24 protein-coding genes are annotated in these 23,300 nt (G+C 72.5%); 18 read left to right on the top strand and 6 right to left on the bottom strand.

Annotated features, from left to right (window positions below; genetic code table 11):
• The 5 genes from EV671_RS06875 to EV671_RS06855 are packed head-to-tail and all read left to right on the top strand — an operon-like array spanning position 1 to position 5,655.
• On the top strand, positions 1-1,299 hold the full coding sequence (locus EV671_RS06875) for an alanine racemase (protein ID WP_132570561.1): 1,299 nt from the start codon (positions 1-3) through the stop codon (positions 1,297-1,299).
• Positions 1,299-2,429, top strand: a complete 1,131-nt coding sequence (locus EV671_RS06870) for a lactonase family protein (RefSeq protein ID WP_132570560.1) — start codon at positions 1,299-1,301, stop codon at positions 2,427-2,429. Before EV671_RS06875 ends, EV671_RS06870 begins: the two co-directional genes overlap by 1 nt.
• 9 nt (positions 2,430-2,438) lie before the next feature.
• Positions 2,439-2,909, top strand: coding sequence for a CreA family protein (locus EV671_RS06865; protein ID WP_132570559.1), 471 nt, complete (start codon positions 2,439-2,441; stop codon positions 2,907-2,909).
• Positions 2,906-4,063, top strand: coding sequence for a GGDEF domain-containing protein (locus EV671_RS06860; protein WP_132570558.1), 1,158 nt, complete (start codon positions 2,906-2,908; stop codon positions 4,061-4,063). Before EV671_RS06865 ends, EV671_RS06860 begins: the two co-directional genes overlap by 4 nt.
• On the top strand, positions 4,063-5,655 hold the full coding sequence (locus EV671_RS06855; RefSeq protein ID WP_132570557.1) for an acyl-CoA dehydrogenase family protein: 1,593 nt from the start codon (positions 4,063-4,065) through the stop codon (positions 5,653-5,655). The genes EV671_RS06860 and EV671_RS06855 overlap by 1 nt, the downstream gene beginning before the upstream one ends.
• A gap of 6 nt (positions 5,656-5,661) precedes the next feature.
• Here the strand turns inward: EV671_RS06855 and EV671_RS06850 are convergent, their stop codons facing one another.
• Positions 5,662-6,435, bottom strand: a complete 774-nt coding sequence (locus tag EV671_RS06850; protein ID WP_165917489.1) for a substrate-binding periplasmic protein — start codon at positions 6,433-6,435, stop codon at positions 5,662-5,664.
• 149 nt (positions 6,436-6,584) lie between these two features.
• On the opposite strand from EV671_RS06850, the gene EV671_RS06845 reads away from it, so the two are divergent.
• Positions 6,585-6,770, top strand: a complete 186-nt coding sequence (locus EV671_RS06845; RefSeq protein WP_132570555.1) for a hypothetical protein — start codon at positions 6,585-6,587, stop codon at positions 6,768-6,770.
• An 18-nt stretch (positions 6,771-6,788) separates the two neighbouring features.
• On the opposite strand, the gene EV671_RS06840 is transcribed toward EV671_RS06845, so the two are convergent.
• The gene (locus tag EV671_RS06840; protein ID WP_132570554.1) at positions 6,789-7,436 is read right to left on the bottom strand and encodes a response regulator; all 648 of its coding nucleotides are present in this window, start codon (positions 7,434-7,436) and stop codon (positions 6,789-6,791) included.
• A gap of 189 nt (positions 7,437-7,625) precedes the next feature.
• Here EV671_RS06840 and EV671_RS06835 point away from each other — a divergent pair, with 189 nt between their 5' ends.
• The 4 genes from EV671_RS06835 (at position 7,626) to EV671_RS06820 (ending at position 10,608) form a co-directional block, all read left to right on the top strand.
• Complete coding sequence (locus tag EV671_RS06835; RefSeq protein ID WP_132570553.1) at positions 7,626-7,952, top strand: BON domain-containing protein; 327 nt, start codon at positions 7,626-7,628, stop codon at positions 7,950-7,952.
• A gap of 134 nt (positions 7,953-8,086) precedes the next feature.
• The gene (locus EV671_RS06830) at positions 8,087-8,491 is read left to right on the top strand and encodes a response regulator transcription factor (RefSeq protein ID WP_132570552.1); all 405 of its coding nucleotides are present in this window, start codon (positions 8,087-8,089) and stop codon (positions 8,489-8,491) included.
• 186 nt (positions 8,492-8,677) lie between these two features.
• Positions 8,678-10,117, top strand: a complete 1,440-nt coding sequence (locus tag EV671_RS06825) for a CHASE3 domain-containing protein (RefSeq protein WP_132570551.1) — start codon at positions 8,678-8,680, stop codon at positions 10,115-10,117.
• Positions 10,118-10,242: 125 nt separating this feature from the next.
• Complete coding sequence (locus EV671_RS06820; RefSeq protein WP_132570550.1) at positions 10,243-10,608, top strand: hypothetical protein; 366 nt, start codon at positions 10,243-10,245, stop codon at positions 10,606-10,608.
• Between the two features lie 37 nt (positions 10,609-10,645).
• Here the strand turns inward: EV671_RS06820 and EV671_RS27705 are convergent, their stop codons facing one another.
• The gene (locus EV671_RS27705) at positions 10,646-13,159 is read right to left on the bottom strand and encodes an EAL domain-containing protein (RefSeq protein ID WP_132570549.1); all 2,514 of its coding nucleotides are present in this window, start codon (positions 13,157-13,159) and stop codon (positions 10,646-10,648) included.
• 212 nt (positions 13,160-13,371) lie between these two features.
• Here EV671_RS27705 and EV671_RS06810 point away from each other — a divergent pair, with 212 nt between their 5' ends.
• Positions 13,372-13,812, top strand: a complete 441-nt coding sequence (locus EV671_RS06810; protein ID WP_243655615.1) for a hypothetical protein — start codon at positions 13,372-13,374, stop codon at positions 13,810-13,812.
• 83 nt (positions 13,813-13,895) lie between these two features.
• On the opposite strand, the gene EV671_RS06805 is transcribed toward EV671_RS06810, so the two are convergent.
• Complete coding sequence (locus EV671_RS06805) at positions 13,896-15,314, bottom strand: M28 family peptidase (protein ID WP_132570548.1); 1,419 nt, start codon at positions 15,312-15,314, stop codon at positions 13,896-13,898.
• Between the two features lie 69 nt (positions 15,315-15,383).
• Here EV671_RS06805 and fusA point away from each other — a divergent pair, with 69 nt between their 5' ends.
• The 5 genes from fusA (at position 15,384) to EV671_RS06780 (ending at position 19,790) form a co-directional block, all read left to right on the top strand.
• Complete coding sequence (gene fusA / locus EV671_RS06800; RefSeq protein WP_132570547.1) at positions 15,384-17,441, top strand: elongation factor G; 2,058 nt, start codon at positions 15,384-15,386, stop codon at positions 17,439-17,441.
• A gap of 69 nt (positions 17,442-17,510) precedes the next feature.
• Positions 17,511-18,095: a hypothetical protein gene (locus tag EV671_RS06795; RefSeq protein ID WP_132570546.1), complete on the top strand. Its 585-nt coding sequence runs from the start codon at positions 17,511-17,513 to the stop codon at positions 18,093-18,095.
• 286 nt (positions 18,096-18,381) lie between these two features.
• Positions 18,382-18,573: a hypothetical protein gene (locus tag EV671_RS06790; protein ID WP_132570545.1), complete on the top strand. Its 192-nt coding sequence runs from the start codon at positions 18,382-18,384 to the stop codon at positions 18,571-18,573.
• Positions 18,574-18,648: 75 nt separating this feature from the next.
• Positions 18,649-18,888, top strand: a complete 240-nt coding sequence (locus EV671_RS06785; RefSeq protein ID WP_132570544.1) for a hypothetical protein — start codon at positions 18,649-18,651, stop codon at positions 18,886-18,888.
• Between the two features lie 68 nt (positions 18,889-18,956).
• The gene (locus EV671_RS06780) at positions 18,957-19,790 is read left to right on the top strand and encodes an HDOD domain-containing protein (RefSeq protein WP_132570543.1); all 834 of its coding nucleotides are present in this window, start codon (positions 18,957-18,959) and stop codon (positions 19,788-19,790) included.
• A gap of 254 nt (positions 19,791-20,044) precedes the next feature.
• Here the strand turns inward: EV671_RS06780 and EV671_RS06775 are convergent, their stop codons facing one another.
• On the bottom strand, positions 20,045-20,527 hold the full coding sequence (locus EV671_RS06775; RefSeq protein WP_132570542.1) for an Lrp/AsnC family transcriptional regulator: 483 nt from the start codon (positions 20,525-20,527) through the stop codon (positions 20,045-20,047).
• A 119-nt stretch (positions 20,528-20,646) separates the two neighbouring features.
• On the opposite strand from EV671_RS06775, the gene hppD reads away from it, so the two are divergent.
• Positions 20,647-21,786 (top strand): 4-hydroxyphenylpyruvate dioxygenase, encoded by a 1,140-nt coding sequence (hppD, locus tag EV671_RS06770; protein WP_132570541.1) that lies wholly within the window; start codon positions 20,647-20,649, stop codon positions 21,784-21,786.
• On the opposite strand, the gene EV671_RS06765 is transcribed toward hppD, so the two are convergent.
• A complete protein-coding gene (locus EV671_RS06765) occupies positions 21,738-22,601 on the bottom strand; it encodes an esterase/lipase family protein (protein ID WP_132570540.1) in 864 nt (287 codons plus the stop codon). The two genes, hppD and EV671_RS06765, sit on opposite strands and share 49 nt — an antisense overlap.
• 36 nt (positions 22,602-22,637) lie before the next feature.
• Here EV671_RS06765 and EV671_RS06760 point away from each other — a divergent pair, with 36 nt between their 5' ends.
• A complete protein-coding gene (locus EV671_RS06760) occupies positions 22,638-23,228 on the top strand; it encodes a DUF8198 family protein (protein ID WP_132570539.1) in 591 nt (196 codons plus the stop codon).
• The last annotated feature ends 72 nt before the right edge of the window (positions 23,229-23,300 follow it).

Genomic DNA, 23,300 nt, shown 5'->3' with positions numbered 1-23,300 from the left:
ATGGAACACCACGACGACACCCCCCGCCCCGGCTGGCTCGGCCCCTGGCTGAAGGGCTTCCCGGCGCTGCAGCCGCCGCTGCCGTTGGCCGACGTGGCGCAACGCGGCTGGACGCTGCGCGGCGCCGAGCTGCCCACGCCGCTGGCCGTCGTGCGCCAGCAGGCCCTGGCCCACAACATCGCCTGGATGCAGGGCTTCGCGGCCCGGCACGGCGTGCAGCTCGCGCCGCATGGCAAGACGACGATGAGCCCGCAGCTGTTCCGCCGCCAGCTCGACGCCGGCGCCTGGGGCCTGACCTTCGCCAATGTGCACCAGCTGCGCCTGGGCCTGGCCGCGGGCGCGCGGCGCGCGCTGATCGCCAACCAGCTCGTCGGCGCGGCCGACCTGGCCGAGCTGCTGGACCTGCGGCGGCGCCACCCCGGCGCCGAGCTGGCCTTCTTCGTCGACTCGCAGGCCCAGCTCGACCTGATCGCCGCGTACTGGGCCGGGCTCGGCGCCGGCGAGGCGCGGCTGGACGTGCTGATCGAGCTGGGCAGCTCCCGCTGCGGTCTGCGCGAGCACGGGCCGGCGCTGGCGCTGGCCCGGGCGCTCCAGGCCCACCCGGCGCTGCGACTGCGCGGCGTCGGCTTCTACGAGGGCCTGCAGGTCAAGGGCGAGAGTGACCCCGACCGCGCGCTGATGCAGCAATGGCAGGCGCGCGTCGAGGCCCTGCTGGCCGACATCGAGGCCGAGAACCTGCTCGACGCCGACGCCTGCCCGCTGTGGCTCAGCGGCGGCGGCTCGGCGCTCTTCGACCTCGTCGCGCCGGTGCTGGCCGGCAGGCCGGGGCAGGCACCCCGACTGGGCCTGCTGCGCTCGGGCTGCTATGTCTGCCACGACCATGAGCACTATGGCCGCTATATGCACGCGATGGACGAGCGCATGGCCACGCCGCTCGGCGCCCCCAGCCTGCAGCCGGCGCTGGAAGTCTGGGCCCAGGTGCTGTCCTGCCCCGAGCCGGGCCTGGCCCTGCTGAACGCCGGCCGGCGTGATGTGTCCTTCGACGCCGGCTGGCCGCTGCCGGTCTGGCATCTGCACGGCGGCCGGCGGCTGCCGGCGCCGGCGGCCTGGCGCGTGACCGGCCTGAACGACCAGCACGCCTATCTGCGCTGGGACCCGGCCACCTGCGACGGCCCGGCCGTCGGCGAGCGCGTGGCCCTGGGCCCCTCCCACCCCTGCACGACCTTCGACAAATGGGCCTGGATGGCCGTCGTCGACGAGGACGACCGCGTCGTCGACGCGATCACGACGCAGTTCTGATGCAACGCCGCCAACTGCTGAGCCTCTGCGCCACCGGACTGATGCCCGCCACCGCCACCGCCACCGCCACCGCCGCCACCGCCTCGCCCCGCTTCCTGCACGTCGGCTGCTATGCGCCGGCCGGCCAGGGCATCTACAGCTTTGCCATCGCCGCCGATGGCGGTTTGAAGCCGTTGGGCCTGGCGCCCAATACGTACAGCCCGAGCTGGCTGGCGGCCAGCGGCGCTCACGTCTACGCGGCCGAGGAGGGCGGCGACCACATCGCCGTCTACGCCCAGGACGAGGCCGGCGGCCTGCGGCTGCTGCAGCGCGAACCCAGCGGTGGCAGAGGCCCGGTGCACCTCGGCCTCGGCGCGGCGCGCCTCTGGGTGGCGCACTACGGCGACGCGCGCTTCGCCACGCTGGCGCTGCAGCCCGACGGCCGTCTCGGCGAGGCCGAGGGCTGGCCCGGCTGCAGCGGCGCCGACTGCCGCCCCGGCCCGCCGCAGGCCGCCAGGCGCCCGCCCGGCAGCCTGGCCAGCAGTGGCCACGACGCGCCCCATGCCCACATGATCCAGGCCAGCCCCGACGGCCGCTGGCTGCTCGGCACCGACCTGGGCCGCGACCGCCTGCTCGTCTGGCCCCTCGGTCCCGGCGCGCCCAAGGCCGGCGCGCAGGAGCTGGCCCTGAGCCCCGGCTCGGGTCCGCGGCATTTCGCCTTCCATCCCCGCGACCCGCGCTGGGTCTATGTGCTGCAGGAGGAGTCGTCCACGCTGTCCACCGTCGAGCTCACGCCCGACGGGCCGCAGCTACGCGACGAGATCTCCGTGCTGCCGGCCGGCTTCGCCGGCACCAGCTATGCGTCCGGCCTGCTGGTCGCGCCGGGCGGCCGGCATCTCTATGCGCTGAACCGCCTGCACGACAGCCTGGCCGTGCTGTCCCTGGCCCATGCCCACGGCCCGCGCCTGCTGGACCACCACTGGGTGCACGGCAGCTACCCACGCAGCGCCTGTGTCGCCGGCCATCACCTCTACGTCTGCAACCAGCGCAGCGACCAGCTCAGCCACTTCAACCTCGGCCGGCCCGAGGCGCCGCGCTTCACCGGCCGGCAGACACCCGTCCCTGCGCCCGCCGCGGCCTGTGCGCTTTAGACTGGCCCGATGAAGCAAGCCGCCCTATTACTCCTGCTGCTCGCCGCCACGGCGCTGGCCCGGGCCGAGCCCGTCGGCTCGGTCGACACGGCCTTCAAGCTCATCGGCCCCGACCACAAGATCGTCGTCGACGCCTACGACGACCCCAAGGTGCAGGGCGTGGCCTGCTATGTGTCGCGCGCCAAGACCGGCGGCATCAAGGGCGCCCTGGGCATCGCCGAGGACAAGTCCGAGGCCTCCATCGCCTGCCGCCAGGTCGGGCCCATCCAGATCGGCCAGCCCCTGCCCCACCAGGAAGAGGTGTTCAGCGAACGCATCTCCCTCGTCTTCAAACGGCTGCGCATCGTGCGGCTGGTGGACCCGGCGCGCAACACCCTGGTCTACCTGACCTATTCCGACCGCCTCATCGACGGCTCGCCGCAGAACAGCGTGACGGCCGTACCCGTGCCAAGAGAGACCCCCATCCCTGTTCGCAAATGAGCTTCACCGAGGCCCTGTTCACGCTGATGCCGATGCAGGCGCTGGCCGCGGCGCTGGTGCTGATCACGCTGATCGGCTGGCGCGACGCCAACACCGGCGGGCGCTGGGCCCAGGGCGGCCTCGTCGTGCTGACGCTGGGCCTGGCGCTGCTGAGCCCGGCCTTCGGCGGGCGGCTGGCGGCCCATGGCGTGCAGACGCTGGGCCTGGCCGCGATCAGCGCCGGCCTGTCGGCGCTGTGGTGGGCGCTGGCGCAGTGGTTCTCGCCCCTGCCCGGCCGCCGCCTGATGACGGCCGCGCCGATGCTGCTGGCCGCCATGCACGCGGCGCTGTGGAACAACCGCGCCGCCGCCCAGGCGCTGGCCGATGTCGTCATCGTCGCCCAGCTCGCCTGGCTGGGCGTGCTGCTGGAGCGGCCCGGCCACGACAGCGTGCTGCAGGGCCTGAACAACCGGCGCTGGCGGCTGCTGGGCCTGATCGCCGTGTTGCCGCTGCTGGCCGCCATCCTCTGGCGCGCCGCCGTCGTCGGCCTGGCCCTGGGCGACCCGGCCTGGCCCGACCTGGCGCTCGGCCTGGCCGGCCAGCTCGCGCTGCTGCTGCTGCTACCGATGCTGCTGCTGGCCTGGCGCAGCCAGACCGAGGCCGAACTCGCGCGGCTGGCCCAGACCGACGGGCTGACCGGCCTGAACGACCCCGCGGCCTTCACGAAGCGCTCGGTCGACCTGATCTCGATGGCGCGCCGCTACGACGAGCCGCTGGCGCTGATGGTCTTCGAGCTCGACAACTTCCCGGCCCTGCTCGCCGAGCGCGGCCCCGACATGGCCGACCGCGCGCTGGCGCTGTTCGCCAGCTGCGTGCAGGCCCAGATGCGCCTGGGCGACCTGTCCGGCCGCCTGGGCGGCGAGCAGTTCGGCGTGCTGATGGCGCGCTGCCTGCCCGAGGGCCCGATCGCGCTGGACGCGCGGCTGCGCGCCGCGCTGGCCGAACGCGCGCCGGCCGCGCTGGGCCAGGCCCTGAGCTTCAGCGCCGGCTGGGGCAAGCTGCGCCCCGGCGACCGCGGCCTGCCCGACCTGCAGCGCCGCGCCGAGACGGCGCTCTACGAGGCCAGGCGCGCCGGCCAGGGGCAGCTGATGGCCGAACCCGGGGTAACCGACTGATGACTGTGCCCGACAACCTCGTCGACGAATGGGTCGGCCGCAACCTGCTGGCCACCGACCCGGCCCTGCTGGCCGCGCTGCGTGCGCAGGCGCCCCAGGCCGTCGAGCCGCTGACGCGCTACGGCGCCGAACTCGGCAGCGCTGAGACCGCCCAGCTGGCGCGCGACGCCAACCGCAGCGGCCCCGTGCTGCGCCAGCTCGACGCGCGCGGCCGGCGCATCGACGCGGTGGACTTCCACCCGAGCTGGCATGCGCTGCTGGCGATGTACCGCCGCCAGGGCCTCGTCGCCGACGTGTTCGCCACCGACACGCCCGGCCGCTGGGCCGCCTTCGCGGCCGGCTGCTACCTGCACGGCCAGGTGGAGGCCGGTTCGCTGTGCCCGGCGACGATGACGCAGGCCGCCATTCCCGTGCTGCAGAAGCAGCCCGAGCTGTTCGCGCCGCTGCGGGCCCGCTTCTTCAGCCGCGAGCACGACCCGCGCGACCTGCCGCTGGCCGACAAGGCCTCGATCTGGGTCGGCATGGGCATGACCGAGAAGCAGGGCGGCTCCGACCTGCGCCGCGTGCAGACCACGGCCGTCGAACAGGCCGACGGCAGCTACCTCGTCACCGGCCACAAATGGTTCTTCTCGGCGCCGACGAGCGACGCCCATCTCGTGCTGGCCCGCACCGAGGCGGGCCCGACCTGCTTCTGGCTGCCGCGCCACACGCCCGACGGCGCGCGCAACGCGATGCAGGTCATGCGCCTGAAGGACAAGCTCGGCAACCGCAGCAACGCCAGCAGCGAGGTCGAGTTCCACGGCGCCTTCGCCCAGCGCCTGGGCGACGAGGGCCGCGGCATCCCGACGCTGATCGAGATGGCCGGCTACACGCGGCTGAACTGCGTCATCGGCAGCGCCGCGCTGCTGCGCGCCGGCTTCGTGCAGGCCCTGCACAACGCCCGCGAGCGCAGCGCCTTCGGCCGGCTGCTGGCCGAGCAGCCGCTGATGCAGACGGTGCTCGCCGACCTCGCACTGGAGAGCGAGGCCGCGATGCGGCTGATGCTGCGCCTGGCGCGCGGCTTCGAGAACGCCGAGCCGGCCTGGCAGCGGCTGATGACGCCGGCCGCCAAGCTCTGGGTCTGCAAGCGCGCCATCGAATGCGGCGGCGAGGCGATGGAGCTGCTCGGCGGCAACGGCTATGTCGAGGACGGTGTGCTGGCGCGGCTCTACCGCGAGGCGCCGGTCAATTCCATCTGGGAGGGCTCGGGCAATGTGATGGCACTGGACGTGCTGCGCGCCGTGGCCCGCGAGCCCGACGTGGCGCTCGCGCTGCTGGACGAATTCGCCGCCAGCCCCGACGCGCCGGTGCGGGCCGAGGCCCGGTCGCTGCGCCAGCTGCTGACCGGCGCCCCCGCCGCGCTGGAGGCCCAGGCCCGCCGGGTCGCCCAGGGCCTGGTGCTGTGCGCGCAGGCGGCGCTGATGCGCGAGCAGTCGTCCACCATCGCGGCCGACGCCTTCGTCGCGACGCGCTTCGGCGGCGACGGCCGCCTGCTCGGCGCCCAGGCCGTGCCGCGGGCGGCGCAGATCCTGGACGCGGCGCTGGCGAGTTGAATCCCGTCAGCCCGGATCGCCCAGATACTTGCCCTGGATGCGCCCCAGGGAACCGTCCCGCCGCAGCGACTCGCTCGCCTCGCGGTAGCGCTCCACCAGGGCCGGATCGACCGAGCGCCGGCTGAACATGACCTGCGCAGGCGCTTCGCCCATCGTCACCGCCGTGGGCTGCACCCGGGCGCCGAGCCCCAGCTCGGCCAGCTCCCAGCGCGCCGTCACCTCATCGGCCAGCACGGCGTCGATCCGCCCGATGTCCAGCATCTGCCAGAGGCTGCGGCGAACCGGCGCCTGGGTCAGCACGGCGCGAAACCTGTCGTCCAGCAACATCTGGGCGTAGTCCGCGCCATACACGACACCGATCTGCACGCCCAGCTTCAGCCCCGGCCGCCAGGCTTGCTGGAGGCGGCTCGCCGAGCCGAACGCCGCGCGGTCGGCCGTCCGGACGTAGAGCCGGTTGCTCACCGTGAACGGCTCGTCCAGCATGCGCGCATAGGCCTCCCGTTCGGGCCGGCGCACGGAGCCTTGCAGGATGTCGAGCCGGCCGGCCTCGAGCTCGATCAGCGCCCGCGCCCACGGCAGCTCGACCCAGATCGCGTGGCAGCCCATGCGTTCCAGCGTGTGTTCCGCCAGTTCGACCCGCAGCCCGACGAGATGGCCGTCCGCATCACGCATGCTGAAGGGCGGGTCCGGGTTCCAACGCACGCGCAGCTCGCAGCCTCGGGCGAGGGCCGGGGCGGTGCAGATGGCAAGCACGGCGATCAGATGCAGGAGGCGTCGCACGCGCCGGATTGTGGGCCAGCGGCCTGTCGATCGCATGCGAAACCGAGCGGCCTTGTCAGCCTGATCCGACACGCCGAATCGCCACCCGCCGATTCGCAAGCCCCGCCGGGCCGGCCATGCTGGGGCCGTGACCCAAGCCGGAGCCGACCATGGCCGATGACGATTTCACGCCCCAGCAGCCCGACACGGAGGCCGCTCCACGCGGCCTCTGGTCGACATTGAGCCGCTGGTGGGCCTCGGCCACGACGCCGGCGGAGGCGGCCCTCGGCTACGAGTCGGCCCAGCCCTGGACGCTGGCCGACGTGCCCGACGACGGCAGGCCCGCCGGCGAATGAGGGCCTGAGCGCCGCGGGCTACTGGATCAGCCCGTTCTTCAGCGCGTAGTAGGTCAGGTCGCTGTTGGTCTGCAGCTTGAGCTTTTCGAGCACGCGCGTGCGGTAGGTGCTGACCGTCTTCACGCTCAGGAAGAGCGCCTCGGCGATATGCCCCACCGTCTCGCCCTGTGCCAGTCGCAGGAAGACCTGGAACTCGCGCTCGGACAGCGCCTCGTGCAGCGGCTTGTCGGGCGGCGCGCCGGGCGTGCCGCCGACGACGCTGTCGGCCAGCTGCTCGGCCACGGCCGGGCTGATGTAGCGCCGCCCGCGCACGACGACGCGGATCGCGTTGGCGATCTCCTCGGGGTCGCATTCCTTGTTCAGATAGCCGCTGGCGCCCTGGCGCAGCAGCGTCGTCGCGTAGTGCGCCTCGGGGAAGCCGCTCAGGATGAGCACCGGCAGCTCGGGGAAGCGCGCCTTGATGGCCGCCAGTGCGTCCACGCCGCTCTGGTCGGGCATGGAGATGTCGAGCAGCAGCACGTCCACCTCGCCGCCGCGCGCCATCTCGAGGGCGTCCTTGCCGCTCGCGCCCTCGCCGGTGACGCGCAGGTCGACGTGGTCGGACAGGAACTGGCGCAGGCCGGTGCGCACGATGGCGTGGTCGTCGACGATGCCGATTCGGATCATGGCGTGAGGTATTGGCAGGGGACGCCAGCGTAGCAGCGCCGCGCCGCCGCCGCGATAGCCGCAGTCCTACAGCGGCGCCGGCCGCGTCCGACACCGGGCCGCGCCGCGGGCCTATCCCGTGCGCCGCGGCGGCCGGCGATAGTCGTGCCAGCGGCCTGCGCGGCTGCCTCTTCACAAAAGGAGATCACCATGACGAACAAGCCCATCCTGACCCTCGCCGTCGCCACCGCCCTCACCGCCACGCTGGCCGCCACCGGCGGCTGCGCGGTCACGCGCAGCCAGGAGAGCGTCGGCGCCTACCTCGACGACGCGACGCTGACCACCCGCGTGAAGGCCAAGTTCGCCGACAACCCCACCGTCAGCGCGCTGGCCATCAGCGTCGAGACGCTGAAGGGAACGGTGCAGCTGTCCGGCTTCGCCAAGAGCGAGAACGAGCGCGCGACGGCCGAGAAGCTCGCCCGCGAGACCTCGGGCGTCGTCGCCGTGCGCAACGGCATCGTCGTGCGCCCCTCGTAAACCCCGGGCCCGGCGCCCGTGCCTAGGACAAGTCCTACAGCGCGATGGGCTGCCGACCCGGGCGGCGCGGCGCCGAAGCGGTTCATACTTGCACCCACCCCATCCCCTCCTCCCTCGCTGCCTTGCGTCGGGCCATGCCAGCACTCAAAGCCTTCATCGTCGAAGACAGCCCGGTGATCCTGGAGAACCTGGTGGCCACGCTCGAGGAGCTGGCGCAGGTCGAGGTCGTCGGCTCCGTGCCCGACGAGGCCGGCGCGGTGCGCTGGATGAGCCGCGACCCCAATGCCAATGCCGACCTCTTCATCGTCGACGTCTTCCTGCGCTCGGGCACGGGCCTAGGGGTGTTGCAGGCCGCTCAGCGCCTGGGCGTGCGGGCGCGCCGTGTCGTGCTGACGAACTACGCCACCGACGAGATGCGCCGCCGCTGCGCCAGCCTCGGGGCCGAACGCGTGTTCGACAAGAGCCACGAGCTCGACGACCTGATCACCTATTGCGCCGAGCTGGCCGAGCATGACTCGCCGCGCCCGGCCGCGGCCTGAATATGACGCCCCCGGCCCAGCGGGTGCGCTGGTCCGCCCCCCGCGGGGGCGGCGATGTTCGCGGCCTCGAACCGCGAACACATCGCCAGCGCGGGCCGGCTTGGGGCGGCCCTGCGCTCGGCCCGCAATGCGCCGGTTTCGAGCGTCGCAGGCGCCGCCCATGTGGCGCGGATAGCTGAAGCCCCCATGCTGCACCGCCTGGACCCCTGGCTGGCGGGCGCGCGGCGCCATCGCGGCCTGGCGCTGGGCCTGGCCACGCTGGCCGCGGTGGCCGTCATGGGCGTCAGCGAGGCGGCCTTCTGGGGCGCCGACGCGGCGCTGACCCAGTCCCAGGCCCGCCACCAGGCCCGCAACGACGGCCTGCGCCTGCGCGAGCTGCTGACCGAGGCCGAGACCGCCCAACGCGGCTTCCTGCTGACCGGGCGCGACGACTACCTCGCGCCGCTGAAGCTGGCCGAGCGCGAACTGCCGGCCGCGCTGACGCGCCTGCGCGGCCAGTACGCCAGCTCCGAGTGGGAGGCCCTGGTGGCCGAGGCGGCCCAGCGCGCCAACGAGAAGCTGTCCGAGCTGCAGCTCGTCGTGCAGCTCTACCGCGAGGGCTCGACCGACGCCTGGCAGGGGCTGATGCAGTCCGACATCGGCCGCGAGAAGATGCAGGCGGTCAGCGACGCCGTCGAGCAGCTGAACCGCCACGAGCTGGTGCAGATCGCGCGCGAGCGCGACGCCGTGTTCCGCTCGCTGACCTATGGCCGCATCGGCGTGCACGGCCTGACGCTGCTCAGCCTGTTCGGCCTGGCCGTCTTCCTGCGCCGCAACGAGGCCCTGCACGCGGCGCGGCGCGAGTACGCGCAGGCGCTGGCCCGCGAGCGCGACCGGCTGGACGGCGAGGTCGTGCACCGCACCGCCGAGCTGACCGAGCTTGCCCAGCACCTGCAGACCGTGCGCGAGGACGAGCGCGCCCACCTCGCGCGCGAGCTGCACGACGAGCTCGGCGCGCTGCTCACGGCGGCCAAGCTCGACGTCGCCCGCATCCGCCGCATGACGCGCACCGCCGCGCCCGAGATCGACGAGCGCCTGCGCCACATGAGCGAGCTGCTCGACCAGGGCATCGCGCTGAAGCGCCGCATCATCGAGGACCTGCGCCCCTCGGTGCTGTCCAACCTCGGCCTGATCCCGGCGCTGGAGATCCTGACCCAGGAGTTCGCGCAGCGCTCCGGCCTGCAGCTCAACCTGGAGCTCGTCAACACCGCCACCGACGACGCCGACCGCCTGGCCCTGTACCGCCTCGTGCAGGAGGCGCTGACCAATGTGCTGCGCCATGCCCAGGCCCGGCAGGTGCGCGTGGCCCTCGGCGAGGCGAACGACGAGAGCGGGGGCTGGCTGCAGCTCAGCATCCGCGACGACGGCCAGGGTTTCAACCCCGAGGCCGTCGGCGCCGGCCACCACGGCCTGCTGGGCATGCGCTACCGCATCGAAAGCCTGGGCGGCACGCTGCAGCTGCTGTCCGCGCCGGGCCGCGGCACGCTGGTGCTGGCGCGCCTGCCCCGCCGGCCCGAGCCCGAGCCGCCGGACGAGCCGGCCGTCACCGCGCCCGGCGACCTGCCCGGCCCCGCGACGGCGGCCTGAAGTCCTACAGGCCGAGCCTGCGCAGGCCGACGGCCCGCGGGCGCGCCGCCATCCAGACTGGAAGCCAGGGCTGCCCGCCGGCGTGCGGGCAGCCTGCTCTCGAACCCGCCCGTCTGGAGGACCCCATGCGAATCCCCAAGTCCCGGCACGCCGGCGGCTGGCAGGCGCCTGCCCTCGTCGCCGCCATTGCCACGCTGGTGGCCAGCACCGGCCTGGACGTCATCGACGACCCGCAACCGCTGGACGCGCAGCTCAGCAGCGCCCTGCACAAGGCCGGCGACACGCTGGCGCTGTGGCAGGCGCAGCTGTCCCGCGGCCTGCAGGTCACGCTGCGCGCCGTGGCGGACGGCAGCAGTGCGCCACGGCCCGACGGGGCCGCCTCCACCGTCGTGGCCCAGGCCGCGCCGCCACTGCCGCCACTGCCGCCGCCGGCCGCCGCCGGCCGCGACCGCCAGCAGCCGCTGCGCGCCGACCTGGCACCTCGGCGCTAGCCTGCCCGGGGCCGCAGGCCGAGTGGGGGCGCCCGCCTCAGGCGGCCTCCCTGGCCACCGCCAGCAACTCGGCCAGCGGCTGCGGGCGGTGCAGCAGGAAGCCCTGCACCTCGCCCACGCCCAGGCGCACCAGCTCCAGCAGCACCTCGGGCGTCTCCACGCACTCGGCCACCGTCGTCAGGCCCAGCGTGCGGGCCACATCGACGAAGCCGCGCACGGCGGCCTGGTCCAGCGGGTCGGTCATCAGCGCGCGCACGAACTGGCCGTCGATCTTCAGCAGGTCCACCGGCAGCGCCTTCAGGTGGCCGTAGGAGGACGAGCCGGCACCGAAGTCGTCCAGCGCGATGCGCGCACCCAGGGCGCGCATCTGCGTGATGAAGCGGGCCGCCTCGCCGAGCTGGGTGATGGCGGCCGTCTCGGTGATCTCCAGGCACAGGGCCGAGGCGCGCTGCGGGCCGAGCCCGAGCAGCAGCGTGCGGGCCTCCTGGTGGTAGGCGGCATCCTGCAGCGTCAGCGCCGACACATTGACCGACAGGCTCGCGATCGGCGGCTCGCCCGTGCGGTGCAGCAGGGCCACGGCCTGGCGCAGCACCCAGCGGTCCAGCCGCGGCGCGAGGTGGAAGCGCTCGGCCGCCGGCATGAAGGCGCCCGGCAGCACGCGGCTGCCATCGCGCTCGCGCAAGCGCAGCAGCAGCTCGCCGCGCAGCCGGCCGTCGTCGGGCCCCTGGGCCGGCAACACGCGTTGCAGGTCCAGCTCGAAGCGCTCCTCATCCAGCGCCTGCTGCAGCCGCGTGACCCAGCGATGCTCGCTCTGGTGGGCGCGCAGCGCGGCATCGTCGGGCGCCCAGACCTGCACGCGGTTGCGCCCCTGCTCCTTGGCCGTCATGCAGCAGGCGTCGGCCTCGCGCAGGGCCGCGTCGGCGTCGTGCCAGCGCCCGTCCAGCGGCGCCACGCCAATGCTCACGCCGATGCGAAAGCGCTGCTCGCCATGCACATAGCGGTACTGGTCCATCGTGTCGCAGAGCTTCTGCGCGACGCGCTGGGCCTCGTCCAGCGAGCAGTTCTCGAGGATGGCCGCGAACTCGTCGCCGCCCAGCCGCGCCACCGTGTCGCGGCCGCGCACGCCGGCCTCGAGCCGCTGCGCCACCTCGCGCAGCACCTCGTCGCCGGCCGCATGGCCACAGTGGTCGTTGACGAGCTTGAAGCGGTCCAGGTCGAAGGCCAGCAGCGCATGCTGGCTGCCGTCGCGCCGGGCCCGCTCGAAGCCGCGCGCCAGGCGCTGCTCGAACTCGGCGCGGTTGACGAGGCCGGTCAGGCTGTCGTGGCTGGCGCGCCAGCGGATCTCGTCGAACTGGCGGCGCTGCTGGGTCACGTCGCGGAACACCAGCACGGCGCCGAGCACGCGCCCGGCCGCATCGCGGATGGGGGCGACCGAGTCGTCCACCGCGCGCAGCCCGCCGTCGCGGGCCAGCAGCACGGCGCCGGCGGGCAGCTGGGTGGGCCGGCCCGTCGTCAGGCAGCGCTGCACCGGGTCGGGCAGGGGCTTGCGGCCGTCCTCGCTCTGGGCGAGGAAGACGCGGCTGGCCGGCTGGCCCTGGGCCTCGGCGGCCGACCAGCCCGTCAGCCGCTGGGCCACCGGGTTGAGCCAGGTCACGCGGCCGGCGGCATCCGTCGTGAGCACCGCGTCGCCGATGGACTGCAGCGTCACCGCCAGCAGCTCGTGCTGCTCCTCCAGCTGCTGGCGCAGGCGGCGCGCCTCGCTGACGTCCCAGCAGACCCCCGACAGGCGCAGCGGCCGGCCGGCGGCGTCGCGCAGCACGCGGCCCGAGGCGCGCAGCACGCGCAGGCTGCCGTCGGGCCAGCAGACCCGCCACTCGCCCTCCAGCGGCGCGCCGCCCGGGCGCAGCGCGGCGCCCACGGCATGCGTGGCGGCACGGCGGTCCTGCGGATGCAGGCGCAGGCGCCAGCGCCGTGCGTCGACCTGCTGGCCATGCGGCGCCTCGCCGTGCAGCCGCCACATCGCGTCGTCCCAGGCCAGTTCGCCCTGGCGGGATGATGGCTGCAGGTCCAGCTCCCAGACGCCGATACCGCCGCTGTGCGTGGCCAGGGCCAGGCGCTCGAGCGTGTGCTCCAGCTCGGCCCGCACCTGGGCCGGCTCGGTCACGTCCAGCATGACGACGCCGACGCGACGCTCGGCGCCTTCGCCGTCCGGCCCGCCGACGACGCGCAGCACGCGCCGGCCGCGCGCGCCCGCGTTGCAAGGCAGCTCCACGTCCCAGCCCTGGCCGCCGACCTCGGCGCGCTGCAGGGCCGCGTCCAGCATGGCCGCGCCGTCCGGGCCGAAGCGCTGCAGCAGCGCCGCCAGCGTCGGCACCCGGCCGGCAGGCAGGCCGAGCAGTTCGCAGGCCGAGTCCGACAGCGTCAGCTGCCCGGCCTCGGCCCGCCATTCCCAGGCACCCACGCCGGCCAGCCGGCTGCAGCGCTCCAGGAAGCGCGCGTTCTGCGCCAGGGCCTGCTGCGTGGCAGCGCCGGCCTGCAGGGGTTCGCTCATCGGATCTTGCTCCCATGCCAAGGATGGCTAGCTTGACGGCCGGCCCTGGCAACCGGCGTCGGCCCGGCGGGCACCGCCCTGTAGGACAAGGCCGCATTCGCCCAGCTTCGCCGCCTGTCCTACAGCGAAGCCGGCCACAGGCCGACAACCGGCCGGCCCGGCTTCGCGTTCACTGGAGGCCGCAGCAATACCGCGACGACAAGGAGAACTCGATGACAACCCGCCACTCTTCCCCCCACCGCTGGCTTGCCCCGCCCCTGGTCGCGCTGGCTGGGCTGGCCGCCCTGCCCGCGGCACGCGCGGCCGACGTCGGCGTCTCCATCGGCTTCAGCCAGCCGGGCGTCTATGGCCGCGTCGACATCGGCCGCTACCCGCAGCCCATCCTGGTGGCGCCGCAGCCGGTCTACGTCGGCCCGCCGGTCTATGCCGACCCCGTCTACCTGTGGGTGCCGCCGGAACAGCGCCGCGACTGGCGCCACAACTGCTACCGCTACGGCGCCTGCGGTGCGCCGGTCTATTTCGTGCAGGACGGCTGGTACCAACAGAACGTCGTCGTGCGCGACGGGCGGGGCCACGACCGCGACCGTGACGACTGGCGCGATCACGACCGGGGCCGCGGCCATGGCCATGGGCACGGCCACCACGACGACTGATCCCGCGCAAAACACCCCGCCGGGCCCCGGCCCAGCCCGCGGCGCTGGCCTGCTGACCCGCGGGTCGTGACGCCGCGAGACTCCTAGCGCTTGGGCAGCGGAAAGCTGGCCAGGCTGGCATAGCCCTTCTTCGAGATGGCCTGCACGCCGAAGATGACGTTGTCCTTGCTGACGGGCAGGGTCGCGCGCGTCGTCCTGCCGACGTCGCTGGCCTGCTGCCAGGTGGCCGCGCCGGCGTCACGCCAGACGATGCGGTAGCCGGCCACCTCGGGGTCGTCGCTGGCCTGCCATTCCAGCGTCGTGTCGTTCGTCAGACCGCTGGCATCCAGCCTCACGCCCCTGGGCGCCGCCGGCGCCCAGGCCAGCGTGGCCAGACCGGCGAGGTTGGCGCGGGCGACGTCGGCCACGTAGCCAAAATCGACGAACTCGGGCAGGTCGCCGAACACGACGCCGTTTTCGGTCCTGGGGTTCTGGTGCTGGTGGGCGAAGTTCTCGAAGGGCTCGGTGAAGCGAACGGCCGCATAGCCGCGCTCCAGGAAGGGGATGTGGTCGCCGCCGCGCAGATAGCGGTCGCGGCGCTGGATCAGCTGCACCGTGAAGCCCGGCATGGCGGCCTCGGCCGCGGCCTTCAGGTGGCGGCCGAGCTGCTGGGTGGGCAGGTCCTCGCCGCCGCCGGCCTGCAGCAGCGGCAGCAGCTCGGCCTGCATCGCGGCCACGGCCTTCTGGTCGGCCGGGCTGGCGGGGCGGTTGGCGTTGGCGGCGGTCAGCAGGCGCAGCAACGGGTCCAGGCCGTCGGCGAACAGGCGCAGCCGCCTGGCATCGACCTGGCCCGCGTCGCCGCGCGGGCTGCCGACGATGTCGTTGGTAATCATGGCCTCGACGTTCAGGCCCTCGGCCCGCGCGTCGCGCGCCCATTGCGCGGCACCGAGCAGGCCCTGCTCCTCGCCGGGCACGGTCATGAAGACCAGGGTCGCGTCGAAGGAGTGCCGGGCCATCACGCAGGCCAGCTCCATGACGGCAGCCGTGCCCGAGGCGTCGTCGTTGGCGCCGGGGGACTCGCCCAGCGAGTCCATCACGTCGCTGTTGCGCGAGTCGTAGTGGCCGCTGACGACCAGCATGCGGCCCTTGCTCGCGCCCCGCCCCGGCAGCGTCGCGACGACGTTGACAAGCTCGGTCGGCTGGTTCACGCGCTGGCCGGCCGGCTCGATGAAGCTCTGTTCCTCCACCCGCAGCCGCCCGCCGGCGGCCTTGGCGCAGGCCATCATCTCGCTCGTGATCCAGCGCCGCGCGGCACCGATGCCGCGGCTGTCGGAGCCAATGTCGGACAGCGTGTGCCGCGTGCCGAAGCCCACCAGCTTGCGGATGCGCGCCTCGATGCGCTGCGGGCTGACCTCGGCCAGCATGGCCTTGAGCTCGTCCGCGGGCGCGGCCTGGGGCAGAGGCTGGGCCTGGGCGGAGACCGCCAGCAGGGCCAGGACAAGGGCGCTGAGTCGTGCTTGCATGCGAATGATTCTGCCCTTGCCGGCGCTGCCGGCTTCTTCTACGCTGGCCGGGCCGCCGAGGAGGTAACGATGAGCGAGACAAACCTTGATCCGAGAGTGAGCACCATCCGCACGGTCGCGCTGGTCGGGCCGGCCGCGGCCGGCAAGACCCTGCTGCTGGACGCGCTGCTGGCCCATGCCGGCGTCATCCCGCAGGCCGGCAGCATCGAGCGCGGCAGCACGGTGAGCGACCACGACCCGCTGGAGAAGCGCCTGGGTCACTCGCTGCAGTCCGGCCTCGCGCATTTCACGCATGGCGGCATCCGGGTGCACGCCATCGACACGCCCGGCGCGCCCGACTTCGTCGGCCAGGCCCTGCCGGCGCTGGAAGCGGCCGACACGGCCATCGTCGTCATCAACGCGCTCAACGGCATCGAGCTGATGGCACAGCGCCTGCTGACCACCGCCGGCGAGCGCGGCCTGACGCGCCTCATCGTCGTCAACAAGATCGACTGCCCCGATGCCGACCTGCCCGGCCTGCTGGCCCAGATCCGCGAGGTCTTCGGCAAGGAGTGCCTGCCATTGAACCTGCCGGCCAGCGGCGCCAAGCGCGTCGCCGACTGCTTCTTCGCGGCCTCGGGAGAGGCCGATTTTTCGTCCGTGACCGAGGCGCACCGGGCGCTGGTGGAGCAGGTCGTCGAGGTGGACGCGGCCTTCGTCGACCGCTACCTGAGCGATGGCGACGTCGACCCGCGCGAGCTGCATGCGCCGCTGGAGCAGGCGTTGCGCGAAGGCCACCTGATCCCGGTCTGCTTCTGCTCGGCCAAGACGGGCGCGGGCATCGCCGAGCTGCTGGGCGTCATCGAGGCGCTGATGCCCAACCCGGCCGAAGGCAACCCACCGCCCTTCCTGGAAGGCAAGGGCACCGAGCCCGCACCCTACCCCGCCACGCCCAACCCGGCGGCCCATGTGCTGGCCCATGTCTTCAAGATCGTCGCCGACCCCTATCTGGGCAAGATGGGCGTGCTGCGTGTGCACCAGGGCCGCATCGCCAAGGGCGGCCTGCTCTTCGTCGGCCATGCGCGCAAGCCGATACGCGTCGGCCACCTCTACATGCTGCAGGGCGCCAGGCACGTCGACATCGACGAGGCCCTGCCCGGCGACCTCTGCGCCGTCGCCAAGGTCGACGACATCGCCTTCGACGCGGTGCTGCACGATGCCCAGGAGGACGAGCACATCTTCCTGAAGCCGCTGGACTTCCCGACCCCGGTGCACGGCCTGGCCATCAGCCCGGCGCGGCGCGGCGACGAGCAGAAGCTCTGGGAGGTGCTGGCCCGGCTGGTGGACGAGGACCCCTGCCTGCGCATCGAGCAGGCCGGCGAGACGCACCAGACCCTGGTCTACGGCCTGGGCGAGCTGCACCTGCGCCTGCTTCTTGAGCGCATGCGCGAGCTCTACAAGGGCGAGATCGTCACCGAGCCGCCGCGCATCGCCTACCGCGAGACCGTCTCGGCAGCGGCCGAGGGCCATTACCGCCACAAGAAGCAGAGCGGCGGTGCCGGCCAGTTCGGCGAGGTCTATCTGCGCATCGAGCCGCTGGAGCGCGGCGCGGGCTTCGAGTTCGTCGACGCGGTCAAGGGCGGCACCATCCCGGGCCAGTTCATGCCCGCCGTCGAGAAGGGGGTGCGCTCTGCGCTGGCCAGCGGCGTCATCGCCGGCTACCCGCTGGTGGACCTGCGCGTCGTCGTCTACGACGGCAAGCACCACTCGGTGGACAGCAAGGAAATTGCCTTCGTCACCGCCGGCCGGCGCGCCGTGATCGAGGCCGTGCGCGAGGCCCGGCCGCTGGTGCTGGAGCCCATCGTGCAGGTCGAGATCACGGCGCCCGACGCCAGCATCGGCGACATCACCGGCGACCTCGCCTCGCGCCGCGGTCAGGTCAACGGCACCCGCGCCGCCGTGCCGGGCAGTCTCATCGTGCAAGGCCTGGCACCGCTGGCCGAGCTGACCAGCTACCAGACGCGGCTGAACGCGATGACGGCCGGCCAGGGACGCTACACGCTGCTGCTGTCGCACTACGAGGCCGTGCCGCCGAACACGCAGGCGACGCTGATGGGGGCCTACAAGGCGGGCGACGAGGCCGAGTGAGCGGCACGCCGGGCCGTCCAGGGTGAGCACGCGGGGCGTGAGGGCAACGCTCATTTATCATTGCACTCCATGCCCAGCGCCCCCCGCGACGTCGCGCAGATCCGATTGGACAACGCGATGCGGCTGTTCGAAGAGTTCGTCAGCGCCACCGTCAAACATCCCGATGCCGCCACCCTGCGTGGCCTGGAACGGCGCTTCGCCGAAAAGCTGCAGATCCAGCCCAGCTACTGGAGCCAGATCAAGGGCCGCTCGCGCCAGATCGGCGAGCGTCTGGCGCGCCAGTTCGAGCAGCTCTGCCACAAGCCGCCGGGCTGGATGGACATCGAGCACGGCCTGGCCGCCTCGGCGCCCGCGTCCGGCCTGGCTGCCGCCCTCGCGCCGATCGCGGCACCGGCACCGGCCGAGGCATCCTCCAGCGCACCGCAGGACGACGACGAGCGCTTCATCATCGGCCTGGTGCTGACCTATTACCGCCGCCACCCGCAGCGCGCCCGCACGCGGCTGCTGGACCTGCTCGGCGAGGTGCTGACGCCCGAGCCCAAGCCGGCACCGCGCACCGCAGCCAAGCCGGCCGCGCCCAGCCCGCAGGCCGAACTGGACGAGTGGCGCAGGCTGCAGTCCGGCATTGCGCCGCTGAAATCCAAGAAGCGCTGATCCTTCCTCGCATCCGTCATTGGACGGCGGCCACTCCTCAGATTAGGGGTGTTGGATAAAAGCTGCTTGCGCAAGATCAACGTTTGTTTATCATTTGCGCAAGTCGCGATGCAGAAGTCCCCCGGCATCCCGACGAGGTCGCACCCCCAAGAGCCCCTGACCGCCCGGCCCGTTCGTCTCGAGCGCGAACCCCGGGCACCCCAACCATCGCCGCAAACGCCGGCCCCTCCCGGGTCGAGCCGCTGCATTGCCCGCCGCCCGTGCGCGGTGCCCACCGGAGCAGACCATGCCCCAGTTCATCTCTCCCCGCCCCCTGCAACTGAAGCTGCGCAAGCCGCGCAATCCGCTGGTGGCCCCGGCCCTGAAACGCCAGGCCGGCCGCCATCAGAGCCCCAGCGACGCGCGCACCCAGCGCCAGCAGGCCCGCCTGGACCTGCGACGACTGCTGCGCGAGCGCTTCCCCGACGACAGCCCCTGAATCGCATGCGCCGCCCGCCCCTCATCCACTTCGATCCATGTGATGAGGGCCGGCCGGCTGCCCAAGGAGACCCTCATGAGATTGATCGAATTGCGCGGCCCCGACGCCGCCGAAACCCACGCCGCCTGGGCCTTGCGCTGGGCTCGCATCAAGCGCGCCGCGCGCGCGCTCCGGCTGGTGTTCTCGCCCGCCTACCGCAGGCGCCGCCGCGCCCGTGGCCCGCTGGAGTTCTACGCCGAGGCCGGCGCACCCGAAGGGGCGCTCTACATCGACGGCGAGCTGGGAGCCCGGCTGGAAGGCGTGCGCAGGCTGTGAACTGAGCCGCAAAACCGGGCCGCCTGCGACGAGCGGGCGGCCCCGCATCGGCCTAGCATCGGGTCATCATGCCCGACCACCTGCGCCTGACCGCCCCCCTGCCCAGCCTGGATGCCTGGGTGGAGGCCTTTGCCAGCGCCGAGATTCCGGTGCTGGCCGAGACCGCCGAGGCGCTGGAGCATCTGCGCGCGACCGAGGACGACGTGGACGCCCACAGCCTGGGCGAGATGATCGCGTCCGACCCGCTGATGACGCTCAAGGTGCTGGCCCATGCCAACGAGCTCAAGCGCGGCCGGCTGATGGCCGACCCCGAGACGGTGACGGCCGCGCTGGTGCTGATGGGCATCACCCCCTTCTTCCGCGACTTCGGCCCGCAGCCGACGCTGGAGGCCGTGCTGGCCGACCACGAGGAGGCGCTGCTGGGCCTGTCGCGCGTCATGCAGCGCGCCGAGCGCTCCTCGCGCTACGCGCTGGCCTTCGCCGCACACCGGGCCGACCCCGACGCCGCCATCATCCACAGCGCCGCACTGCTGAACGATTTCGCCGAGATGCTGCTCTGGGTGAATGCGCCCGACCTGGCGCTGCAGGTGGCCACGCTGCAGGAGGCCGACCGCAACCTGCGCAGCGCCGTAGCCCAGCGCCAGGTGCTGGGCATCACGCTGGCCGAGCTGGAGCAGGGGCTGATGAAGCGCTGGCGCCTGCCCGAGCTGCTGACCCGCATCACCGGCGACAAGCACGAGCGCGACCCGCAGGTGCGCTGCGTGCACCTGGCCGCGCGCCTGGCACGGCACACGGCACGCGGCTGGGACGATGCCGCCGTTCCGGACGACCTGCGCGACATCGCCGAGCTGCTCAATCTCAGCGAAGCCCACACCCTCAAGCTGCTGCACGAATTCGATTGACCCACCCCCTACGGCCTGACGGCCGCCCTCCCCCCCTCAAGGGGGCTGAGCCCGGACACAAACAGTCCTGAGGACTGTTTGTGCCTGGCGAAGGTCAAGGCCGTTGGCCTTGGCAACTGCCGATGGACTGGCAAAGCGCTTGCGCTTCGGTGAAGGCTCATGTCGCGTAGCGATGTGATGCCGAAGCCAAAGCCAGATCCATGGCAGTCGCTGGATGGGCGGCGGCGCTGCGCGCGCCTGCCGCGGCAGGCGCCTCAGACCGGCACGGCCGTCGTGTTTTTCAGGCGCTCCAGCACGAAGCTGGTCTTGCAGTCCTGCACGCTGGGATGCTTGAGCAGCGTGTCGCTGATGAAACGGGCGTAGTGCTGCATGTCCTGCACCAGCACGCGCAGCAGATAGTCCATCTCGCCGGTCAGAGCCGCGCACTCCACCACCTCGGGCCAGGTCTGCACGGCGGCGCGGAACAGGTCGCGCGGGTTGCGCAGCGGGTTGTCGGTCTGCTTCTCCAGCCGCACGTTCAGATAGGCCGTCAGCCCCAGGCCGACGCGCTCGGGCGGCACGAGGGCGACATAGCCGCCGATGACGCCCGCCTCCTCCAGCCGGCGCACGCGGCGCAGCACGGCGGACGAGGACAGGCCGGCCTCGCCGGCCAGCGCGTCGTAGGTGACGCGGCCGTCCTGCTGCAGCGCGCGCAGGATGCGGCGGTCGATGGCATCGAGCTCGATAGGGGCTTCCATGCACCCTATTCTGCAGTTTTCCTGCGTTGATGAAGATCAGCGCGCCGCGAATTGCATGAAACCTGCGCCCGCTGCGCCGCAGAATTTTGGGTTTCACCTCATCGCTTGCGGAGACAGTCATGGCGAAATTCACTCCCTGGGACAACCCCATGGGCACCGACGGCTTCGAGTTCATCGAGTTCGCCGCGCCGGACCCGGCCGCTTTGGGTGCTCTGTTCGAGACGATGGGCTTCAAGGCCGTCGCCAAGCACCGCCACAAGCGCGTGACGCTCTACCGCCAGGGCGGCGTCAACTTCATCATCAACGCCGAGACCGACTCCTTCGCCCAGCGCTTCGCGCGCCTGCACGGCCCGTCGATCTGCGCCATCGCCTTCCGCGTGCAGGACGCTGCCCAGGCCTACCAGCGCGCGCTGGAGCTGGGCGCCTGGGGCTTCGACAACAAGGCCGGCCCGATGGAGCTGAACATCCCGGCCATCAAGGGCATCGGCGACTCGCTGATCTATTTCGTCGACCGCTGGCAGGGCAAGGGCGGCGCCAAGGCCGGCGCCATCGGCAACATCGCCATCTACGACGTCGACTTCGTGCCGCTGCTGGACGCGCAGGGCCAGCCGGTGGACGCCAACCCCGTGGGCCACGGTCTGACCGAGATCGACCACCTGACGCACAACGTCTTCCGCGGCCGCATGAAGGAGTGGTCGGAGTTCTACGAGCGCTTCTTCAACTTCCGCGAGGTGCGCTATTTCGACATCGAGGGCAAGCTGACCGGCCTGAAGAGCAAGGCCATGACCAGCCCCTGCGGCAAGATCCGCATCCCGATCAACGAGAGCAGCGACGACAAGAGCCAGATCGCCGAGTACCTGGACCTGTATCACGGCGAGGGCATCCAGCACGTCGCGCTGGGCACGACCGACATCTACGGCACGGTCGAGGGCATGAAGAACGGCGGCGTGGTGTTCCAGGACACCATCGACACCTATTTCGACCTGATCGACAAGCGCCTGCCCCAGCATGGCGAGAAGGTCGAGGAGCTGCGCCGCCTGCGCATCCTGATCGACGGCGCGACCCACCTGGGCGCCGACAACGAGCTGCTGCTGCAGATCTTCACGAAGGAAGTGATCGGGCCTATCTTCTTCGAGCTGATCCAGCGCAAGGGCAACGAGGGCTTCGGCGAGGGCAACTTCAAGGCCCTGTTCGAGAGCATCGAGCTGGATCAGATCCGCCGCGGCGTGCTCAAGGACGAGCCGGCCAAGGCGGTCTGAAGACAGTGCCAGGCCTCGTCCGCGTGGACGAGGCCCATATGGCCCACGCCATCCACGCGGTGGGCGCGCGAACCGGCCAGGATGGCCGTTTCGGCCGGGTTGACGACCTGGTCGCAGGGCGTCCAGAAGCAGTCGACATCGGGTAGGCCCGGCAGCCCGGCCAGCCAGTCACTGCCCTGGCGCATCTGGGCCGCGTTGACGCCGAAGCCGAGCGCCGCCATGCGCGTGCCCTGGTGGGGCGAACCCAGCGTGATCGCATGCGGCGCCGGGTGGCCCGCGCCGTGGCGGCGCCACCAGGCCCGCAGCGCCAGGCCGCCCATGCTGTGGGCGCACAGCACCGGCATGCGCCCCGTGACGGCCTTGAGCCTTTGCACGCCGGCCTCGATCTCGTCGGCATAGGCGTCGATGCTGCCGAAGGCCGGCTCCAGCGACGGCGCGACGAAGGCCACGCCCTGGGCCCGCAGCCGCCCCATCCAGCCGTTCCAGCGCCCGCGGTTGCAGGCGAAGCCGTGCACCAGCAGCACGCCGGCCTCGGCGCCGACCGGCAGGTGATCGGGCTCGGCCCATTCGCGCCAGGGCTGGCGCCAGGAGAAGGCCAGCTCGCTGGCGACGACCTCGCCGGCCCAGGCCCGCAGCAGCTGGCCCCAGCTCGGCGCCGGCCGGTTCACCCAGCGCAGTTGCACGAAGCCGCAGGCCAGCACGGCGCCCTGCAACAGCAGCGTCAGCAGGCCCCAAGCCCAGCCGGCGCACCAGCCCACAGCCAGCGCGAGCGCCAGACGCAGCACCACCCAGATCCTCTGCAGCCGCCCGTTCATCGCCCCAGTCTAAGCGGGGCAGAATTGCGGCGTCCCATGCAAGAACCGAGTGCCGAATCCCTGCTGGAGGAGCTGCGCGCCGTCGATGCCGAGCGCGCCCGCCGTGCCGCCGACCCCGCCCTGGAGGCGCGCGTGCAGGCCCTCAAGACCTGGCAGCAGCGCCGCTTCGCCCACACCTATGCCGACCTGCTGGCCCACCCACGCTACGAGGCGGCCACGCGCTTCTTCCTGCACGAGCTCTACGGCCCCGACGACTACCGGCAGCGCGACGCCCAGTTCGCCCGCGTGATCCCGACGCTGACCCGCCTCTTCCCCGACGAGGTCGTCGACACCGTCGCCCGGCTCGCGCGCCTGCACGCCCTGTCCGAGCGGCTGGACACCTGCATGGCCGAGCACCTGCCCTCGGCGGCCATCACGGCCCAGGACTACGCCAACGCCTGGCTGGCCTGCGGCGAGCCGGCCTCGCGCCAACAGCAGATCGAGCTGACGATGGCCGTCGGCGAGGCGCTGGACCGGCTCACCCGCAAGCCGCTGCTGCGCCAGACGCTGAAGCTGATGCGCGGCCCCGCGCAGATGGCGGGCCTGGGTGCGCTGCAGAGCTTTCTTGAGAGCATCCCAGGCCCATGACCGCGCCCGGCGTTCGCGAAGAAACGATGGTGTTGTTGCGCTACAAGGCGAACGGCAGCGCCGTCATGACCG

It is taken from the genome of Roseateles saccharophilus (assembly GCF_004342485.1).
In the GTDB taxonomy this organism is placed as follows: Bacteria; Pseudomonadota; Gammaproteobacteria; order Burkholderiales; family Burkholderiaceae_C; genus Pelomonas; species Pelomonas saccharophila.
Note: the sequence above shows the minus strand (reverse complement) of the source record. Positions and strands in the feature narration are given on the sequence as shown.

Excerpts from the sequence above, each read along its gene's own strand:
- EV671_RS06875 (WP_132570561.1), top strand. The coding sequence starts at position 1 with ATGGAACACCACGACGACACCCCCCGCCCCGGCTGGCTCGGCCCCTGG.
- EV671_RS06870 (WP_132570560.1), top strand. The coding sequence starts at position 1,299 with ATGCAACGCCGCCAACTGCTGAGCCTCTGCGCCACCGGACTGATGCCC.
- EV671_RS06865 (WP_132570559.1), top strand. The coding sequence starts at position 2,439 with ATGAAGCAAGCCGCCCTATTACTCCTGCTGCTCGCCGCCACGGCGCTG.
- EV671_RS06860 (WP_132570558.1), top strand. The coding sequence starts at position 2,906 with ATGAGCTTCACCGAGGCCCTGTTCACGCTGATGCCGATGCAGGCGCTG.
- EV671_RS06855 (WP_132570557.1), top strand. The coding sequence starts at position 4,063 with ATGACTGTGCCCGACAACCTCGTCGACGAATGGGTCGGCCGCAACCTG.
- EV671_RS06845 (WP_132570555.1), top strand. The coding sequence starts at position 6,585 with ATGGCCGATGACGATTTCACGCCCCAGCAGCCCGACACGGAGGCCGCT.
- EV671_RS06840 (WP_132570554.1), bottom strand. The coding sequence starts at position 7,436 with ATGATCCGAATCGGCATCGTCGACGACCACGCCATCGTGCGCACCGGC.
- EV671_RS06835 (WP_132570553.1), top strand. The coding sequence starts at position 7,626 with ATGACGAACAAGCCCATCCTGACCCTCGCCGTCGCCACCGCCCTCACC.
- EV671_RS06830 (WP_132570552.1), top strand. The coding sequence starts at position 8,087 with ATGCCAGCACTCAAAGCCTTCATCGTCGAAGACAGCCCGGTGATCCTG.
- EV671_RS06825 (WP_132570551.1), top strand. The coding sequence starts at position 8,678 with ATGCTGCACCGCCTGGACCCCTGGCTGGCGGGCGCGCGGCGCCATCGC.
- EV671_RS06820 (WP_132570550.1), top strand. The coding sequence starts at position 10,243 with ATGCGAATCCCCAAGTCCCGGCACGCCGGCGGCTGGCAGGCGCCTGCC.
- EV671_RS27705 (WP_132570549.1), bottom strand. The coding sequence starts at position 13,159 with ATGAGCGAACCCCTGCAGGCCGGCGCTGCCACGCAGCAGGCCCTGGCG.
- EV671_RS06810 (WP_243655615.1), top strand. The coding sequence starts at position 13,372 with ATGACAACCCGCCACTCTTCCCCCCACCGCTGGCTTGCCCCGCCCCTG.
- EV671_RS06805 (WP_132570548.1), bottom strand. The coding sequence starts at position 15,314 with ATGCAAGCACGACTCAGCGCCCTTGTCCTGGCCCTGCTGGCGGTCTCC.
- fusA (WP_132570547.1), top strand. The coding sequence starts at position 15,384 with ATGAGCGAGACAAACCTTGATCCGAGAGTGAGCACCATCCGCACGGTC.
- EV671_RS06795 (WP_132570546.1), top strand. The coding sequence starts at position 17,511 with ATGCCCAGCGCCCCCCGCGACGTCGCGCAGATCCGATTGGACAACGCG.
- EV671_RS06790 (WP_132570545.1), top strand. The coding sequence starts at position 18,382 with ATGCCCCAGTTCATCTCTCCCCGCCCCCTGCAACTGAAGCTGCGCAAG.
- EV671_RS06785 (WP_132570544.1), top strand. The coding sequence starts at position 18,649 with ATGAGATTGATCGAATTGCGCGGCCCCGACGCCGCCGAAACCCACGCC.
- EV671_RS06780 (WP_132570543.1), top strand. The coding sequence starts at position 18,957 with ATGCCCGACCACCTGCGCCTGACCGCCCCCCTGCCCAGCCTGGATGCC.
- EV671_RS06775 (WP_132570542.1), bottom strand. The coding sequence starts at position 20,527 with ATGGAAGCCCCTATCGAGCTCGATGCCATCGACCGCCGCATCCTGCGC.
- hppD (WP_132570541.1), top strand. The coding sequence starts at position 20,647 with ATGGCGAAATTCACTCCCTGGGACAACCCCATGGGCACCGACGGCTTC.
- EV671_RS06765 (WP_132570540.1), bottom strand. The coding sequence starts at position 22,601 with ATGAACGGGCGGCTGCAGAGGATCTGGGTGGTGCTGCGTCTGGCGCTC.
- EV671_RS06760 (WP_132570539.1), top strand. The coding sequence starts at position 22,638 with ATGCAAGAACCGAGTGCCGAATCCCTGCTGGAGGAGCTGCGCGCCGTC.